The sequence below is a fragment of the Photobacterium lucens genome, from assembly GCF_009873615.1.
In the GTDB taxonomy this organism is placed as follows: domain Bacteria; phylum Pseudomonadota; class Gammaproteobacteria; order Enterobacterales; family Vibrionaceae; genus Photobacterium; species Photobacterium lucens.
The window spans coordinates 1-17,506 of the sequence record NZ_SSMG01000010.1 but is presented as its reverse complement, the minus strand read 5'-3'; the positions used below and the strand labels follow the sequence as shown (position 1 = coordinate 17,506).

The window sequence follows — 17,506 nt, the reverse complement described above, 5'->3', positions numbered from 1 at the left end:
TTTCTAAATAATTAAGCCGCAATAGTTCATTGCGGCTTATGATTATTTTGATGATTTAAATAGCTTACGCAATGGCCGGTTCATCGAATGCGGTGAGTGGCAATACCGGACCTGTGTATTTTTCAATTTTCACTACTGACGAATTACCTGCACAACCATTGGCTAAACGAGAAGTCGGAATATCGCCAGTCAGCACATTACAACCACCGTTTTTACAAATCCCTGTTACTGGATCTAAATCAGGCCATGCGCCTTCGTGAATACACACTGAACCTTGCTTTATACCATCAGTAATGTAAGCACCAACTAGCACTTGACCTCGATGGTTATAAGCACGTACTAAGTCACCTTGCTTGATACCGCGTTGCTTAGCATCTTCAGGGTGAATTGAGATCGGTTCACGATCTGCAATCGCATATTCTTTACGAAGTTCAGCATAGTTCAACTGGCTATGAAGACGGTGCGCAGCATGGGATGTCATTAGCTGTAATTCACCATCTTTGGCATTACCTACCCACTCCGTTGGCGCTAACCACGTTGGATGAGGGGGACAATCCGCATAGTTATAACCTTCAATGGTTTTCGAGAAGATCTCAATTTTACCACTTGGTGTACCTAGTGGATTCATAATTGGATTTTCACGGAACGCTTGATAACGAACAAACTTGGCGTTTTGCGCGTTGTATTTCATTTCAAGCAGTTGGTTTTGTTTCCAGAAATAAGCAAAGTTCGGCATTGCAACACGATTTTGACGACCAATCGCTTGAGCTTCTTTGTAGAAACCGTTTAGCCATTCCATCTCGGTTTTATTTTCGGTATAAACCCCACGACCACCTGCTTTTAGGCGCTCTGCCATATCGGCGAATACATCAAAGTCATTGCGCGCTTCAAACTGTGGTTCAACCACTTGCTTCATTGGCACCAAGTGTTGATTACTGTAGTCACCTGTCATGGTTAAATCATTACGCTCAAACGAGGTAGTGATCGGCAACACGATATCTGCGTGTTTTGCTGCTGCTGTCCAATATGGCTCTGAAATCACAATTAATTCAGGTTTCTGCCACGCATTAATTAAGCGGTTGGTATCTTGGTGGTGAGTAAAGTTCGCACCGCCAGCCCACCAGATCATTTTGATCTCAGGAAAGACTTTTTCATGACCATTATGCTGATAGGTTTGCCCCGGATTTTCTAACGCTTCAACAATACGCGCCACTGGGAAACTATTCATTGCGCCAGATACTGCCCAGTCATTACCGGCAGAAGAAGCACCATCAATAGCAGCAGAAATCGCTGGTAATACGCCAGCATCACGGGTTGGGTTACCACCGTTTGAATAATGATAAGAGAAGCCAAAACCACCACCCGGTAAACCGATTTGCCCCAACATTGCAGCTAACGTCACCAGCATCCAGTGACGTTGTTCACCGTATTGCTGACGTTGAATACCCCAGCCCGCCATTAACATGGTGCGATTTTTACTAAAGATATTGGCTAAAATCGTTAGCTGCTTAGCTGGAACGCCACAGATAGCCGATGCCCATTGTGGCGTTTTAGCAATACCGTCTGATTTACCTAACAAGTAATCTTCAAACTTGTCATAACCTGTGGTGTATTTATCTAAGAAAGCTTTATCGTACTGACCGCTTTCAACCAATGCGTGAGCAATACCTAGCATCATTGCCACATCGGTACTAGGGTGTGGTGCAATCCACTCTGCGCGATCACCAAAGAACTCAATGGTTTCAGAGCGCATCGGATCGATAGCAATAATGGTCTTGTTCGATTTTTTCAGTTGATGGAAAAACTCAAGACCCGCCCCATCAGTCGCACTCCACGCGATCTTTAAGGTATTAAGCGGATTCAAGCCCCATAGCACCACAACATCACTGGTTTCTAACACCACTGGATACGTGGTTTGCTGCTCATACACTTCAATCGAGCCCACCACGTGCGGCATGATCACCTGTGCTGCACCAGTTGAATAGTCACCCATATGACCCGAGTAACCACCTGCCATACTCATATAACGCTGTAATAAGGTTTGTGCTTTATGTAATACGCCACTTGAACGCCAACCATAAGCACCAGCAAAAACGGATTCGGGACCATAAGTTTGACGAATACGCATATGTTGGTTGTGGATCAAATCTAACGCTTGATCCCAACTCACACGCACAAACTCATCACTGCCACGTTTACCTTGTGGCGCTGTTGGGTTGTCTAAATACCCTTTACGTACCATTGGGTATTTCACACGTGCTTTAGTGTGCACATAATCTTTCGCTGTGGTTTGTAAGCTGTTTTCAACCGTTGCTGGTAATGCGCCTTTCGATGACACAATCTTGCCATCTTGCACTTCAATCAGCATTGCGCCCCAGTGAGCAGCCGAGAGCACCGCTTTTCCTTGTAGCTCAGTGGTGGTTGCACAAACAGGCATCGCCTTAGCAATCGTCAATGCCCCAACAGAAGCAGTCGCGCCTTTTAAAAAGTGGCGGCGTGATAATGACATCATGGTAATTTCCTTATTCATGCTTAGTGACCTACCACATCTTTCGCGTTGTACTGGAAGAACTTCGTTAAGATCTCAAGATCTTCTGCTGAAATAGACGTACGATCGCCCATGCCTTTCGCAATGGAAGGCCATGCATTTACGGTAAAGTGGTTGGCAGGGATCTTAGCGTGACAGGTTGAACAAAACACGTTATCTAGTTGCTCTGCGTAATTCCAAAGCGGTTGTTGGCTATCAAGTACTGGCGCTTCAATGGTTGCCACAAGCGATACTGGACGCCATTGGTTGCCATAAGCATCTGCTTTAAATTCGCCAGCTTTCAGTTCAGATTCACCGTCTTTAGTTAAGGTTGCAATAATGGCACGTTGACCTTCGCCCATGTACAGTACTTGCTCGGCACCTCGCATTTGATAACCGGATAATTCGACTTGGCGTTTTCCGCCTTCATCTTTTAGGTTTTTCAGTGGTGTTGCTGGGTTAATAGAGCCGAAGTCCCCCATAGCAATGGTTTGTACTGGGTACACCAGTTTTGCATCTGCTGGGGTTGTTTTCGCTTCATCTAGCAAGTGTTCAAGCGCGGTTGAATCCATTTTTGCTTCAGGTGGAAGGTGGGCAACGCCCTTATGACAATCAATACAGGTTTGATCATTTTCAGCCGCATATAAGTGCATTTTCTGCGCTTCTTCCGACTGCTCATAAGTTTCCATCGCATCTTCATCATGACAGCTACGGCAAGTGGCAGAATCATTACCGCGCATTTGTTCCCAAACGGTTTCCGCCATGGCTGCACGATGCTGCTCATACTTCTCGTCGGTATCAATCTTACCAGTCACAAACTCATGATAAACATCTTTGGTAGCGCGGATCTTAGTCCACAAATATTCCATTGGTTCTTGTGGAATATGACAGTCAGAACATTCAGCACGGATCCCTTTAGCATTACTAAAGTGAACAGAGCCTAAATACTCTTTATATGGGGTTTCCATTGAATGACAAGAAAGGCAGAACTCAGTGCTAGATGTTTTATCAAGGATGACTTGTGTGCCCCCTAGCGTCAACCAGCCAATACCGATGCTAGATGCCACAATTACGGCAAGGGTTGTTTTATTTAGTTTCATGATACTCGCATATCCATATAAGCAATAGACACTCAAAGACCGAATGCGAGCGAGAAATTACGCTATTGTTAACTTTATAAATTTGATTAAAACCACAATTTATGAAAGGTTATTAAAAGAAGATTTCAAATTTACCCTGAAATTCACATTTTTACATATTTTACAATTAACTGGCTGTTTATAAAAAACTTAACCTAATTAAAATAAAACCAACAGCGACAAACTCGCTGTTGGTTTTCACTAACTTATTGGATCACACCACACGCCACACGTGCGCCGCCGCCACCTAATGCTTTTGGCATATCAGAGTGATTATCACCACCAGCATGGATCATAATTGCGTGACCTTTGAGTTCTTTCAACGTTAAACGTGGTGCTAAAACAGGGTTCGTTGCTAAACCATTTGCACTAACAAACAGTGCTGGCAAATCACCTTTATGATTATCATCAGTCCATGGGAAGCCATGTTTATTAGTGTGCTCCGGATCGTAATGTCCACCAGCAGCGCCACCTAAAACAACTTTGCCGTCTTTTTCTGATGAAGCACAGCTAGCATTTTGATGAATATGGAAGCCATGCATCCCCGGTGTTAAATCAGCCAGTTCAGGCGTAAATACTACTCCGTATTTGTTTTGGCTCAGTTCAATCGTACCAACGGGCTTACCTGTTTGTAGATCAGTCATTTTAACTGTGAGATCTTGTGCTAGCACTTGGTGAGATAAACCCAAAGCTAGAGCGGTGAAGAGTAAGGTCTTTGTCTTGTTCATGTTTTATCCTTATTGTTTTTATTTCCAACAAGCATTAAATATACTTTTAGCAATAAGGTATAGTTGATATTTACGATTATAGTTATCGATAATATCTCAAACATTCGCCAAGAGGATTTACTTGATATCGTGCGTACCTTTTACTCTTATAAACCCATCAACACAATTCTATTGCTTAAATGATTTCACACTGTTGCGCTCAACTAAGGTTGGTTCTAGTTCAATGATTTGAGGAGCGGTTTCTGGGTCGTCTAAACGCGTTAATAACGTCTCAACCGCGGCTTGCCCTAAACGGTATTTAGGTTGATGAATAGTTGTGAGCGATGGCGACATAAACTTGGCAATATGAATATCATCGTAACCAATAATAGAAAGCTGCTCAGGGATCTGAATGCCTAGCTCATTTGCAGCATTGATCACCCCCATTGCCATCATGTCATTAGCAACAACTAAAGCACTCGGTAATGTGCCATTAGCATGCAATTGAGTAAAAGCGTTATAGCCACCTTCACATTCAAAATCCGCTTCCACTACCCATGATGGTTCCACGCTAAAGCCTGCTTCATCCATGGCTTGTAAATAACCGTTGTAACGCATCTCAGCTTGGATCCGATCTAATGGACCTGTGATACAACCAATCTCGCTATGTCCAGCGTCAATTAAGTATTTTGCCGCCATATAACCACCACGTAGCGAATTATCTTGAATTTTATCGCTAGTGAACTGCATTGGACCCCAATCCATGACTACTACGGGAATATCGGCATAGTGCTCGAAAATATCGAAATGCTCACCTTCAAGCGTGGCACACATTAAGATCAAACCATCAACCCGCTTTTGCAGCAAGGTATTGATTGATTCGTGCATACGCTGGTGATCACCTTCGGTATTACACAAAATCAAGCTATAGCCCTGTTGGTAACAACTGCGTTCAACACCTTTTACTACTTCACCAAAGAAAGGGTTGGTAGAGGTTGTCACTAACATACCAATGGTTTTTGTACGGTTAACTTTGAAGCTACGCGCCAAGGCTGAAGGCGCGTAGTAATTAAGCTCTTTGGCAGCTTTGTTGACCCGCTCTGAAATTTCTTCACTGACAAAACGGGTCTTATTAATAACATGGCTCACTGTCGAGGTAGAAACTCCTGCCAGTTTTGCGACATCTTTCATCGTAGCCATGTTATTTCTCCTAGTTAAGCGTGTTGCGCTAAAAAAGCATCGACTTCTTCACGCGTTGGAATAGACGTTTGCGCACCAAAGCGAGTCACTGAGATTGCAGCAGCAGCATGAGCAAACTTAATCGCTGATTCTAAAGACAATCCTTCTAATAAACCAGTTACTAACGCACCATTGAAGGTATCGCCAGCAGCTGTGGTATCTGTTGCTTCAACACGAAAACCTGAAATGATATCGCCCTTACCCATGCGGCTTAACCACACACCTTTTGCACCTAAGGTGATCATCACGGTATCAATACCTTTAGTGTGAAGAATATCAGCTGCTTTTTGTGCCGATTGGTTATCGGTTACTGTCACGCCCGTTAGCACTTCCGCTTCGGTTTCATTAGGAGTGATCATATCGACACAGGCTAGTAGTTCATCAGAGAGTTCACGAGCTGGCGCTGGGTTTAAAATCACCTTGGTATTGGCTGATTTCGCTACTTCTGCTGCTTTTTCGATACCACACATTGGCGTTTCAAGCTGCATTAACAAGTATTCAGCATCACGGATCATATCAAGATCAGCTTCAATTGCTTCTGCGGTTAAATGCTCGTTAGCTTCAGGGGATAAACAAATGCTATTTTCACCACTGTCAGATACTTGGATCATCGCAATACCCGTTGGGCAATTTTTCTCGGTTTTTAAACCACGAGTATTAATACCATCTTTAACAAAATTGCCACGCATTAGCATACCGAACGCATCATCACCCACGCTGGCAATAAAACCAATATCAGCATTTAAACGTGCCGCAGCCACCGCTTGATTTGCCCCTTTACCACCAGGGATAACTTGGTAGTTGCGACCATGCAATGTTTCCCCTGGACGAGGAAATGAAGGCACTTGAAGAACATGATCCGCATTCACACTACCTAAAACCACTAACTTGCTCATATCGTTATCCTCAGCTCTATCGAGCCTTTTACATTCATTGTGATAAATAAGATGACTTTGATTTCTTCAGTTAGAAAACGTCAAAGGCATCTCGCCTGCGCACTAACCATAGGGGAAATTAACACGCAGACAAAATTTTAAGCTTGGGTAATTCCCGTACGAACCGTAAAGGTGCGGGTTTCATTGGGTGCTAAATATTGCAAAGTGCCTTTCTCTTTCGCCGCCAGAAAACCTTCAGGACGACAAGTCGCAGGCAGTGCGTAAGCGTTCACTTGCTGATCGCCATTGCACAGGATCCAGCGTGTTGCGTGATTAAAGTCTTTGGTATCAAACTCAGTGATAAAGCACTTATCTTCAAACGCCATCTTAAACACGGCACGATTGGTATATTGGTCGATATCATCCATCAAGTAGACGATTTCAGGATCGTGCATGTCGGGTTTATCTAATACCGCAATCGGTGGCGAGACTTTGAGTTGCTCATTATAAGCTAACCACTGCGCATTCGGCTGAACGTGAGCTGGAATACTTTCACGTAAGATAAATGCATTATCAGGGAGATTCTGGCTCATTTGGGCATTTTCGAGGTAAGCTGCATTGATATGACACATGTATTGCAGCGGCATGGCTACCGTTGCCAAGTTCTGCACCACCATTTGAATATCAAACACGCTGGCATCTTTGGCTAACGTCACCGATGGTGTTGCCAAGTAGTGATCGCCAAAGCCCATCACGTATTCATAACTGCCCTTTACCACGACTATCTCTTCACTGATTTCAAGCCATGCTGAATCCATTACAGCACATGGCATTTCACCGTGTAGAACGTGATCATCTTGTGGTGTTGGGCAACCCATGCGCAGCATACCAGCATGGAAAGCAAAACAGCCGTAGGTTTCAACAATGGTTTTAGCTGGTTTAGGTTCAGAGAACATATTCTTCATGCAAAGATCTGTACCTAAGAACTCCGCATCCCAAATCATTTGCCCCATAAAAGGCAAAATCACTAAACGACCTTTACTGTTCTGAATTTCAACCGCATGAACACCTGAGTTATAAATAAACGTATGAATATCGAAATGCTCAGATTGGGCAACACGGGTTTTCGTTTTAGAAAACTGCTCTTTATAAAGAGGAAGAGTAAACATAATAACCTCAATGAAACATGACCATTCTTAGATAACTCACATCATGAAAGAATGGTCATACAATCCTATTACGCCTTAGCCACAGAGTAAGTAAATGCTTGCTTTGCTTTCTTCTCACTAAAGAAGTAGAAGAACACCACCGCAAAACACACTGCGCTTACGATGAACGAGCTTTGCATACCAATGTTATCTGCCACTAAACCTTGTAATACCGGAATAGCTGCACCACCGATGATAGACATCACCACAAAACCACCTGCTGTTTCTGTGTAGCGAGTATCAACCGATTGCAGTGTTGAAGCGAAAATCGTCGCCCAACAAGGTGCGAACAATGCTGAAGTACCGACGGCTACCCATACTGCAGTAAAGCTAGGAATAAAGGTCACGTACATTAAGCAAGCAAAACCAATAGCTGAGTAACCCATTAACACGTTTTCTTGCGATGTTTTAGTAAACAAGTAGTTAGCTAATAACTTACCAAGGAAGTACATAATGAAAGAGTACAGTAAGTAGTTTGCTGCATCGTGCTCAATCATATTTGGATCAAGCTCTAGCGCAAGGCGAATAGTGAACGACCACACAGCCACTTGCATACCCACATAAGCAAACTGAGTCGCAATACCTTTGAAGAAACGCACGTTGCCAGCAAGGTAGGATAAGGTTTCGCCAAATGATGGTTGATTATCTTTACTGTCACTTTCAGCTTTACAGTTCGGGTATTCAGTGATGGCAATTAAAATCGCAACGGTTGCAATGATGCCCACTAACCATTTGTATGGCTCAAGCGTTTGTTGCAGCACTTGCTCTTTAAATGCCGCCAACTCTGGCCCTGTTAACGTGTCCATCATGTGCCCTACATCGACACCTTCTTGGAAAATTAAGTGCTTACCTAATAACAAACCAATGATGTAACCCATCGCATTAATGGTGTGCGATACGTTCAAACGCAATGTTGCACGTTCAGGCTCACCGATCATTGCAGAGTAGGTATTACACGAGGTTTCAAGGAAAGATAAACCAATTGCAATACAGAAAATGGCGGCAAGGAACATGGTATAAGTACCGGCATGTGATGCAGGGAAGAACATCAAACAACCGAAAATATACAGAGCTAAACCTAATAAAATCGCTAACTTATACGATGTTTTCTTTACCACCATAGAGGCAGGAATAGCCACTAAAAAGTACGCGCCATAAAATGCAGATTGAACAAGTGCTGATGCAAAATTAGACAAATCGAAAATCGATTTAAATTGGGTGATCAACACATCATTAAGCGCAGCGGCAGCAGACCACAGCGCAAAAACAGATGACAATAACAAGAACTGGAATAACGGTGTTTTATTTAAGTAACCATCCGGATGTTGGATGGTGTTGTTTTTAATAAACATTGATCTATCTTCCATAACCGATCACCCACAGCTGAGTGATACTCTGTATTGCAAAAATTAGGGTTAATTTACATAAGGCTTTTACAACATCTACAACGGCTTAAAACACTACGCCCGATTGAAAAATCACATTGGCGTAAGGGGTACATTCACCGGTTCTCACCACAGCTCGGCTCTGCTCAGTGCGCTGTTTAAATTGCTCATGGCTGATATAACCAATGTTGATGGTTTTACCTGTTAGCGCTTGTTCTTGCTCAAGTTCAGCCAGTAGCGCTTGGTGATGTTCAGGGCTCACTTGGGCAAATTCCTCTGCCATGATCACCCCTTCAATTTGCATTTCAGAGAGCATCACACGCACCGTATCTAAAAAACTCGGTACGCCATGAGTTAACGCTAAATCAATACGTTGAACCAGATCAGGAATAGGCAAACCTGCATCACAAATAGTGATTTCATCGGTATGCCCTAAGGTGGCAACTAAGTAAGACAGTTCAGAGTGAATAAGGGTACTTTTTTTCATGTTATTGACCTTTCGGTTATACGTTTTCTTACTAAAGGCATCGGCTAATAGGTAGAAAATTACCGTTTTAGAAAACACCATCGAAACGTTTCGACAGCATAATAATCCGACAAGATTTTTTGACTATCCCCTGTTCAACAAGATGTGAGAGTGATCGGTTTTGGACGTAAAGATCGGAAGAAAAATGACATGTGGCTCACAGTTCAATTAGCGAAACGTTTCGATGGCGAGAGAAAAACAAAGGCAATACGATAACAAAAGAGTGGAATTGAAGTGCGGTAATAACAAGCCCTCTCGGTGATCTATCGTTACCGAGAGGGCTGAATAGTTAACTAGTGCTTATGATCTTTGTTAAGAAACGTTACCGCTTTATCAGGGAAATCAGTAAAGACACCATCAACTTTTACCTGATTATAGAAAACATCTAACATACCATCGAAGTTCTCTGCGTATGACGGAATACGGCCTTCATCAGCACGGAAAGTATAAGGATGCACTTTTAAACCAGCCGCTTTCGCTTGTGCCATTAATGGTTTGATAATGATGTTCGTTTTGGTCGATTTATCATCCACTAACATTGGCTTCCAAGGGCCGATCCCTTCCGCATATTGCGCAACTTTCGCCATACCATCAGGTTTGAACATCCAATCATAGCTATACGGTGTTGCTTTATCACCGTTATATACCATGGTTTCGTTCCAATCCGTGTAAGCCATCAATTGGATCAGTTTTAAATCCATTGCCATTTCAGGCATTAAGATATCATTGATACGTTTTAGCTCATTGGCATCAAAACATTGCAGATATACCTTATCGTTTTGAGTGGTATAGCCGTATTGTTTCAGCACTTTCAGTACCGCTTTCGAAATGTCTTTACCTTCATGACGGTGGAACCAAGGTGCTTTGATCTCAGGGTAAATACCAATATCGTAGCCTAGCGTCTTATTCAAACCTTGGATTAATTCAATTTCTTCCGCAAAAGTAGGAACCGTAAATTGTGACTTCCACATTGGGAATCGTTGCGGGAAACCAGCGACTTTCTCGCCTTTATCATTGACATTAAACCCTTCCGTTACCTTAAGCGATTTAATTTCAGCAAGCGTAAAATCTATTGCGTAATAACGTCCATCTTTACGCGCACGATCAGGAAAACGTTCAGCCACATCAGTGACGCGATCTAAATAGTGATCATGCAATACCACTAATTGATCATCTTTCGTCATCACCACATCCTGCTCAATAAAATCAGGTTTCATGGCATAAGCGAGCGTTTTCGCTTCAAGCGTGTGTTCCGGTAAATAACCCGATGCGCCACGGTGCGCAATAACAAGCGGTTTAGCGATAGCGCCTGCCGAGATGCTAAGGGCCAAAAAAGTTAAGCCTACTGAGATTTTTTTCATCCTATATCCTTGATAAATAGTGAGGGGCTCATTCACCCCTCAACACGCTTTATTGTGCTAATGCTGCTTTTTCTCTCGCTTTACGTTCATGAATGGCACGCTCACCTAATAGTGCATAAACAAAGCACACAATAGATGTCACACATGAACCCACTAAGATAATGAAACCACCGTCCCAGCCATAAAGATCAACGGTGTAACCAAGAATGGCATTGGCGGCAACTGCGCCACCAAGGTAACCAAATAGACCAGTTAAACCTGCTGCTGTCCCTGCTGCTTTCTTCGGTGCCAGCTCTAACGCATACAAACCGATTAACATAACAGGGCCATAAATTAAGAAGCCAATAGCGATCAGCGCTAACATATCAATGGTTGGATTACCTGCCGGGTTAAACCAGTAAACCAACACCGCCAGCGTTACCAACACCATAAATAAAATGCCAGCAGGAGCACGACGTCCTTTAAATAACTTATCGGAGATCCAGCCACACAATAAAGTGCCAGGAATACCAGCCCACTCGTATAGGAAATAAGCCCATGATGTTTTATCAACAGAGAAATCTTTCGCTTCTTTTAGATACACTGGAGCCCAATCTAAAACCCCATAACGGATCAGATAAACAAAGGCATTGGCAATCGCAATTGACCACAGTAACTTGTTGTTAAAAATATATTTAAAGAAGATTTCTTTCGCCGTCATTTCCGTTTCAAACGACTTATCGTACCCATCAGGGTAATCATCTTTGTATTCTTCAATCGGTGGCAAACCACATGATTGCGGTGTATCACGCACTGTTAACCAAACAAAAAATGCAACTAGCAAAGCAAAGAAAGCGGGTACATAAAAAGCGGTACGCCAGTCGTCATTAAATGCCCAAAGACCAAGAATAAACAGTGGGCCAATTAAGCCACCACCCACGTTGTGGGCCACGTTCCAAATCGATACAATTTCGCCACGTTCTTTACGTGACCACCAATGCACCATGGTACGTCCACAGGCAGGCCATCCCATTCCTTGGAACCAACCATTTAAGAACAACAAGATAAACATGGCTGCCACACTACCTGTCGCCCATGGCATAAAGCCAAAACAGAGCATAACGAGCGACGACATGACAAGACCTGCACTTAAGAAGTATCTTGGGTTCGAGCGGTCTGACACATTCCCCATTAAAAATTTTGATAAACCATACGCAATAGAAACCGCAGCTAAAGCAATACCTAACTCACCGCGAGTGAAGCCTTCATCAATTAAATATGGCATCGCCAAACTGAAATTCTTACGTACCAGGTAATAACCGGCGTAGCCCACGAAAATACCGAAAAATAATTGCCATCGTAGGCGAGAATAGGTGCTATCGACCTTACCGCTTGATAAAGGTGCGATATGCGTCTTCGGTTTGAATATTCCAAACATCAGAGCCTCATTGTTATCCATACATTATTAAAACGAGCATTTTCACTCATAAACGAAACTCGTTGAATTGTATGGATGTCAATTTAAATTTCTGTGACTAACGTTTAATTAGTGTTAATAAATGGAATATTCGACCAACCAAATATACTTAATAAGAACAAAATCACGCTTTAAACATATAAGGTAATCATGACATTTTTATTAATAAGAAAGGTAACGCTCATAAAACAACCAAGCCAAAGAGACTAAGCTGCGTTTTTGAGAAATGGAAAGCAGCCCGTAACGCAGTAAACAATAAAATGCTATCGTTACATCTAGCTCACGGGCATATCACAAATGAGATGAAGAAAATTTCGAGTCTATTCAAAGCATATATAAATCAGTTAAATAACTGATAAATTTTAAAATATCTTGGTTGTTGACAGTTTCTTTCCTACCCACATACCGAGACTCATCATCAGTACAAACACGATGATCTTTTCATTACCGGCTAATAAATTAGCTAACGCAGGGCCGGGGCATAAACCGCCAATCCCCCAACCAATACCAAACAACATGGCACCAATAACTAATGGACGATCCACATGCTGTTTCAGTGGGAGATAAAACTGCGATTCAAAAACAGGAGCAGATCGATAACGCTGCCACAGAGCAAAGCCCACCCCAAACACCAATAGCGCACCGCCCATTACAAACAATAAACTGGCATCCCATTTCGAGGTAGTGATAGATAAAAATCCGATAATTTTATTGGGATCAACCATTTGCGATACAGTTAAGCCAATACCAAAAATCAAACCAGAGAGTAATGCGATAAGGTTTTTCATTAGTACAACACTCCTACCGTGATCAATGCGCTCGCCATAAAAATACTGGTAGCGACAATAGAGCGAACAGATAACCGCCCAATACCACACACACCATGACCACTGGTACAACCCGAACCTAATTGGCTACCCAGCCCCACCAAGAAACCACCAATAATCACCTGCCACCATGTAAGATCGATACTGCTCGGTAAGTGATAGCCAAACGCTAACCACGGCCCAAGCATCAGCCCCACAAGGAACAACAGCTGCCATCGATGTTGTGTTGGCTGAAATAAACTTCGAGCAAAGATCCCCGAAATACCAGCAATTCTGCCATTAAATATCATCAAGATCAGAGCAGAAACCCCAATCAAACCACCGCCTATCAAGGCCGATATTGGCGTAAAATTATCCATCTTGCTCCCCTGTTTTCTCTTATGTGAATGTAATCACTCACCGACTCTATGATAAATATCGTATATTAGTAAAATACGATATACAAGTTACCTTCATTACCTCTTGCAAGAAAAAACATGTTATTCTTTGATCAGCTAACTAAACATAAGAAAATATTATGGATCAGGATGTTATGACGCAAAACGCAGACCAAGCCGTTGCGTTACTGAAAGTCATTTCAAATAGAACACGACTCATGGTGCTTTGTTTACTCAAAGAGCAAGAGCGTTCGGTTTCAGAATTACACGAAATGCTGGGTATTCCACAATCCTCACTATCGCAGAATTTAGCGGTATTACGTCAACATGGTTGTGTTGAAACCCGTCGTGATGCGCAAACCATTTACTACTCGCTCAAATCCCCTGAAATCAAAACCTTAATCGAAACCTTATACGATCTCTTTTGCGCCAATGAATAACCCAACCGCTATTGATATCGACGCACAAAATCATCAAACATGAAAAAAGCGATAGCACTTAACTAGAAATAGCTTAAGGCACTATCGCTTTTTCATTTCAGGATTTATTTCAAAGCAGTGTGTTTCAAGACAATAAGCGATTAATACGCCTTAATATCGAATTTAAGCAACATACGTGGCAATACATCATCAAGGTTTTGCACATCGTCATCGTTTAATTCAATCAAATTAAAACCGTATTTCGCATACAGATCTTGTTTCACTTTCTTTCTATCGGCGTATTTAGGATCATCTTCCAAGCCCCAAAATTCGATATACACCTTGCCTGTCGGTAAATAGAAATCGCAGTACAAATCTTCTTCAATCGGCAACTTACGCTCATAAGCATGAACGATACCAGCCATATACAGCCAGTTATCAATCAGCATTTCAGCTTTCGAGCGAACATAATGCCCATCTGCAGCGCGGTGTTTGGCTTCAAACTTCTGGCGGAAATTAGATACTGAATTATCGGTGCTTTTCGCTTCGGCATTCGCTCCTGTGATCTCGTTAACCGAGTGAATTAAGCTGCTGTTTTTAAGCACGCTTTCATCCCACATCACATAAGGTACGCCAGTTCTAAAGTCTTCTTTTTGTACCCCACCAAGACGAAGCCCTGAGTTACTGACTTTCCAACCTTTAACCGCTTTATTGATCCAACCTAGCTCATCTAAAATTTGGTTTATTTTCTGAGATGTTAAATTGAAATGAGTGCTAATTTGGGTCGCTGATAGCTTCTTACCGTCAAACTCTGGTTGTTCAACGATCTCTAACGAATCAGGCCAGACAATGTATTGCCCAAACTTGGGTGATTGTTTGTATTCACCTTGGGCGTTTTTGCCCACTTCCGTTAAGTGCCATTCATCGTTATCTCGGGTGATATAGCCTGCATCGGCTAATTGATTAAATAGCGCTTTTGCGGCAATACCCCGTGCTTTCGCAAGCTGTGAGGTCGAAATTTTAGCAGTCATACAAGGCTCTCTCATAACCTGTTATCAGGTGGTATTAACTTTAATAACAGTAAGTTATATACAAAAAAAAATTAATACAATACAATGCGAAAAATTACTTTATAAAATAGGATGTATATCCATTTTTATTAACACAAAAACAACAATAAAGTTATCCCTAGTGGTTATGAAGCTGGTAAGGTGTATGACTGTTAGTCTTTAGGATGTGCAGAGTCTCAAAGAAAAATAAATAACAATGATTTAGATTGATAATTGTAGAATCAAAAAGTGAATTTATCTCAATATTTGGAATGGACAGTGGTTTTTCATGTTTAAAAAGTTTGTATCAAGCATACTAAATCGAAGAGGTAAATAAATTATCATCAATAAATGCTCTTCCAAATAAACCGAATGTATTTATTAACGCCACATTTCAGATAGGGGATTACTTAGCAATATCACCTATAATTGAAGCCGTAAAATCTAAATGGCCTGAGTCAAACATAATCGTTTTATGCACAAAGAAAAATGAAGACGTCGTAAAATACGATCCTAGAATTAATTACATTTGCTTACCAAAAGAAAATCAATGGTATAAATACCCTAGCGTATTGAGAGAAAATATAGACTGTAATGCAGATTTATTAATAGAAGTATCTTCTATAGAAAAACCACATCGAAGTATTGTTGGTTATACATTAAATCCTGACTTAACTATAGGCCACGATTATGATAAGCATAAGTGTATACAGAATCCACTGATACAACTAGATAACGATAATATTAGTAAGCCTGAATATTGGTCGAGGCTAATGGCAGCGTATGGTTTTAATAAACCATCTGGAAAATTTAAGGTTTTTTCAAAAGAAAATAATCATATTGAAAACCTAATTAAGAGAGAAAATCTTAAAGACTATTTGGTCTTTAATCCATTTGCTTCTCGTAACAGTAGATCTCTAAGTATAAAGAAGAGCGTAGATATACTTCAAAAGTTAAAAAATGATGGCTTTAATTGTGTTTTTATTTTGCCATCCTATATAAAAAATAAAGATATCTGGAAAAAGGAATTAAAGCTAGTTTCTAGTGTTTTTTGTGTTGAGTCTGTACAAGATGCTATTTATGTGATTAAGAAATCAAGAGGTGTCATCTCGGTTGATACTGCAATTATTCATATAGCTAGCGCTTATAATATACCAACAATAGGCTTATTTAAGGAGGAGCAACTTGAGTGCAAGCTATGGCATCCTCAGAGCCCAAAAAATCATATAGGATCATTAACTGGAAATATTGAAGATATAATTAATAGTACAATATTTCACTAGTAATTAGCCATCTAGCTAAGCTATACGTATCGATATAACATTATAGCGAATTTATTTAGCAACCGATTCATCGCAACTATCCTGTTATGAATCGGTTTCAATATTTTAAAATATAAATTTCTCTCCAACCTAGCTCATCTAAAATTTGGTTATTTTCTGAGAAGTTAACTTGAAATAGGTGCTAATTTGGGTCACTGAAGTGTCTGGCCATCAAACTCTGGTTGTTCAACGATCATTCATAACCCGTTATCAGGTGGTATTAACTTTAATAACAGTAAGTTATACGCAGACATTCGCCCACACAAAAGCAATGTAGAAAAACACTTTATAAAATTAGATGTATATCTAACTTTCTAGACATAAAACTTTGAGATATGAGACTTATCAGTTAAAAGTAGCGCCAATTATCCATAAGCGAAATTGTTCATTCTGGTAACACAGTTTTAACGTTTTGAAAGGGTAATGAGGTACATGGAAGATACTATATTTTAAATACCCTGCTATTTTTAACACTTTGGGATTTATATAATTATAACAATTTTAGTCTATTTGGATACGCTATGGGATGTACAGAATATATTGGAAAAGCTTTCTCTAAAAATTTAGCTCTTCTTCAATCGGAAAGTGATCGAGGTGCTGTACTTGTTGCTTCCTCAATGATTGAAGAGGCATTGAAAAATTTGCTTATAGCAAAATTAGTTCCGAGCTCAAAAAATCAAGATCCATTGTTTAATGGTGGAAATGCTCCATTGGGTACATTTTCTTCGAAAATTGAAATGACATACAGATTAGGATTAATAAGAAGAGAGTGGAAAGAACTCTTAAATATTTTTAAAAAATTAAGGAATGACTTCGCACATAATGTTGAGGTTAACAACTTCAAAATACCTAAAGTACGAGATCAATTCGTATCATTGATGGATAAAGATCAACACCTCAGAGATGCCTTAAAGGGTACTTTTATAGAATCAATAGCTAATAATGTTTCCCCTTTGAAAGAAGCAGAATTGTTTTTAAAAGAAAAAATGCCATTGCGAATATCTTTTGATTTTGCATTCGCAGTAATAGTTTCTACATTAGAAGCTATTGTACATGAACAAGTCCAACTAAAGCCATTTGGTTCTTAGT

16 protein-coding genes are annotated in these 17,506 nt (G+C 40.9%); 3 read left to right on the top strand and 13 right to left on the bottom strand.

From position 1 onward, the window contains the following. Window positions 1-64: 64 nt before the first annotated feature. From E5A76_RS01710 to E5A76_RS01655, 12 genes are all read right to left on the bottom strand, one after another. On the bottom strand, window positions 65-2,512 hold the full coding sequence (locus E5A76_RS01710; protein ID WP_161117925.1) for a molybdopterin guanine dinucleotide-containing S/N-oxide reductase: 2,448 nt from the start codon (window positions 2,510-2,512) through the stop codon (window positions 65-67). A gap of 20 nt (window positions 2,513-2,532) precedes the next feature. Continuing rightward, on the bottom strand, window positions 2,533-3,627 hold the full coding sequence (locus E5A76_RS01705) for a NapC/NirT family cytochrome c (RefSeq protein WP_161117923.1): 1,095 nt from the start codon (window positions 3,625-3,627) through the stop codon (window positions 2,533-2,535). A gap of 245 nt (window positions 3,628-3,872) precedes the next feature. Beyond that, a complete protein-coding gene (locus E5A76_RS01700) occupies window positions 3,873-4,394 on the bottom strand; it encodes a superoxide dismutase family protein (RefSeq protein WP_053987740.1) in 522 nt (173 codons plus the stop codon). 168 nt (window positions 4,395-4,562) lie between these two features. Beyond that, complete coding sequence (locus E5A76_RS01695; RefSeq protein WP_161117922.1) at window positions 4,563-5,573, bottom strand: substrate-binding domain-containing protein; 1,011 nt, start codon at window positions 5,571-5,573, stop codon at window positions 4,563-4,565. Between the two features lie 14 nt (window positions 5,574-5,587). After that, complete coding sequence (rbsK, locus tag E5A76_RS01690) at window positions 5,588-6,508, bottom strand: ribokinase (RefSeq protein ID WP_023934801.1); 921 nt, start codon at window positions 6,506-6,508, stop codon at window positions 5,588-5,590. 137 nt (window positions 6,509-6,645) lie between these two features. Next, on the bottom strand, window positions 6,646-7,656 hold the full coding sequence (locus E5A76_RS01685; RefSeq protein ID WP_161117921.1) for an aldose 1-epimerase family protein: 1,011 nt from the start codon (window positions 7,654-7,656) through the stop codon (window positions 6,646-6,648). Window positions 7,657-7,724: 68 nt separating this feature from the next. Continuing rightward, entirely contained in the window at window positions 7,725-9,047 is a 1,323-nt protein-coding gene (gene fucP, locus E5A76_RS01680) for an L-fucose:H+ symporter permease (protein WP_161117924.1), read from the bottom strand. Window positions 9,048-9,147: 100 nt separating this feature from the next. Continuing rightward, window positions 9,148-9,567 (bottom strand): D-ribose pyranase, encoded by a 420-nt coding sequence (rbsD, locus tag E5A76_RS01675; RefSeq protein WP_161117920.1) that lies wholly within the window; start codon window positions 9,565-9,567, stop codon window positions 9,148-9,150. Between the two features lie 332 nt (window positions 9,568-9,899). After that, entirely contained in the window at window positions 9,900-10,967 is a 1,068-nt protein-coding gene (glpQ, locus tag E5A76_RS01670) for a glycerophosphodiester phosphodiesterase (RefSeq protein WP_161117919.1), read from the bottom strand. A 49-nt stretch (window positions 10,968-11,016) separates the two neighbouring features. Then, window positions 11,017-12,384, bottom strand: a complete 1,368-nt coding sequence (gene glpT / locus E5A76_RS01665; RefSeq protein ID WP_161117918.1) for a glycerol-3-phosphate transporter — start codon at window positions 12,382-12,384, stop codon at window positions 11,017-11,019. 401 nt (window positions 12,385-12,785) lie between these two features. After that, window positions 12,786-13,211, bottom strand: coding sequence for a YeeE/YedE family protein (locus E5A76_RS01660; protein WP_107166429.1), 426 nt, complete (start codon window positions 13,209-13,211; stop codon window positions 12,786-12,788). Continuing rightward, window positions 13,211-13,609 (bottom strand): YeeE/YedE family protein, encoded by a 399-nt coding sequence (locus tag E5A76_RS01655; RefSeq protein WP_161117917.1) that lies wholly within the window; start codon window positions 13,607-13,609, stop codon window positions 13,211-13,213. Before E5A76_RS01655 ends, E5A76_RS01660 begins: the two co-directional genes overlap by 1 nt. A gap of 158 nt (window positions 13,610-13,767) precedes the next feature. Between E5A76_RS01655 and E5A76_RS01650 the strand changes: the two genes are divergently transcribed. Beyond that, a complete protein-coding gene (locus tag E5A76_RS01650) occupies window positions 13,768-14,067 on the top strand; it encodes an ArsR/SmtB family transcription factor (RefSeq protein ID WP_161117916.1) in 300 nt (99 codons plus the stop codon). Between the two features lie 140 nt (window positions 14,068-14,207). Here the strand turns inward: E5A76_RS01650 and E5A76_RS01645 are convergent, their stop codons facing one another. Then, window positions 14,208-15,077 (bottom strand): hypothetical protein, encoded by an 870-nt coding sequence (locus tag E5A76_RS01645; RefSeq protein ID WP_045071073.1) that lies wholly within the window; start codon window positions 15,075-15,077, stop codon window positions 14,208-14,210. A 791-nt stretch (window positions 15,078-15,868) separates the two neighbouring features. On the opposite strand from E5A76_RS01645, the gene E5A76_RS01640 reads away from it, so the two are divergent. Both E5A76_RS01640 and E5A76_RS01635 read left to right on the top strand, forming a co-directional pair. Then, the gene (locus E5A76_RS01640) at window positions 15,869-16,378 is read left to right on the top strand and encodes a glycosyltransferase family 9 protein (protein ID WP_161117915.1); all 510 of its coding nucleotides are present in this window, start codon (window positions 15,869-15,871) and stop codon (window positions 16,376-16,378) included. Between the two features lie 560 nt (window positions 16,379-16,938). Then, complete coding sequence (locus tag E5A76_RS01635; RefSeq protein WP_161117914.1) at window positions 16,939-17,505, top strand: hypothetical protein; 567 nt, start codon at window positions 16,939-16,941, stop codon at window positions 17,503-17,505. Window position 17,506: the final 1 nt, after the last annotated feature.

What these genes read in the sequence shown, in the direction of transcription:
- E5A76_RS01710 (WP_161117925.1), bottom strand. Translation starts at nt 2,512, where the DNA reads ATGATGTCATTATCACGCCGCCACTTTTTAAAAGGCGCGACTGCTTCT.
- E5A76_RS01705 (WP_161117923.1), bottom strand. Translation starts at nt 3,627, where the DNA reads ATGAAACTAAATAAAACAACCCTTGCCGTAATTGTGGCATCTAGCATC.
- E5A76_RS01700 (WP_053987740.1), bottom strand. Translation starts at nt 4,394, where the DNA reads ATGAACAAGACAAAGACCTTACTCTTCACCGCTCTAGCTTTGGGTTTA.
- E5A76_RS01695 (WP_161117922.1), bottom strand. Translation starts at nt 5,573, where the DNA reads ATGGCTACGATGAAAGATGTCGCAAAACTGGCAGGAGTTTCTACCTCG.
- rbsK (WP_023934801.1), bottom strand. Translation starts at nt 6,508, where the DNA reads ATGAGCAAGTTAGTGGTTTTAGGTAGTGTGAATGCGGATCATGTTCTT.
- E5A76_RS01685 (WP_161117921.1), bottom strand. Translation starts at nt 7,656, where the DNA reads ATGTTTACTCTTCCTCTTTATAAAGAGCAGTTTTCTAAAACGAAAACC.
- fucP (WP_161117924.1), bottom strand. Translation starts at nt 9,047, where the DNA reads ATGTTTATTAAAAACAACACCATCCAACATCCGGATGGTTACTTAAAT.
- rbsD (WP_161117920.1), bottom strand. Translation starts at nt 9,567, where the DNA reads ATGAAAAAAAGTACCCTTATTCACTCTGAACTGTCTTACTTAGTTGCC.
- glpQ (WP_161117919.1), bottom strand. Translation starts at nt 10,967, where the DNA reads ATGAAAAAAATCTCAGTAGGCTTAACTTTTTTGGCCCTTAGCATCTCG.
- glpT (WP_161117918.1), bottom strand. Translation starts at nt 12,384, where the DNA reads ATGTTTGGAATATTCAAACCGAAGACGCATATCGCACCTTTATCAAGC.
- E5A76_RS01660 (WP_107166429.1), bottom strand. Translation starts at nt 13,211, where the DNA reads ATGAAAAACCTTATCGCATTACTCTCTGGTTTGATTTTTGGTATTGGC.
- E5A76_RS01655 (WP_161117917.1), bottom strand. Translation starts at nt 13,609, where the DNA reads ATGGATAATTTTACGCCAATATCGGCCTTGATAGGCGGTGGTTTGATT.
- E5A76_RS01650 (WP_161117916.1), top strand. Translation starts at nt 13,768, where the DNA reads ATGGATCAGGATGTTATGACGCAAAACGCAGACCAAGCCGTTGCGTTA.
- E5A76_RS01645 (WP_045071073.1), bottom strand. Translation starts at nt 15,077, where the DNA reads ATGACTGCTAAAATTTCGACCTCACAGCTTGCGAAAGCACGGGGTATT.
- E5A76_RS01640 (WP_161117915.1), top strand. Translation starts at nt 15,869, where the DNA reads ATGGCAGCGTATGGTTTTAATAAACCATCTGGAAAATTTAAGGTTTTT.
- E5A76_RS01635 (WP_161117914.1), top strand. Translation starts at nt 16,939, where the DNA reads ATGGGATGTACAGAATATATTGGAAAAGCTTTCTCTAAAAATTTAGCT.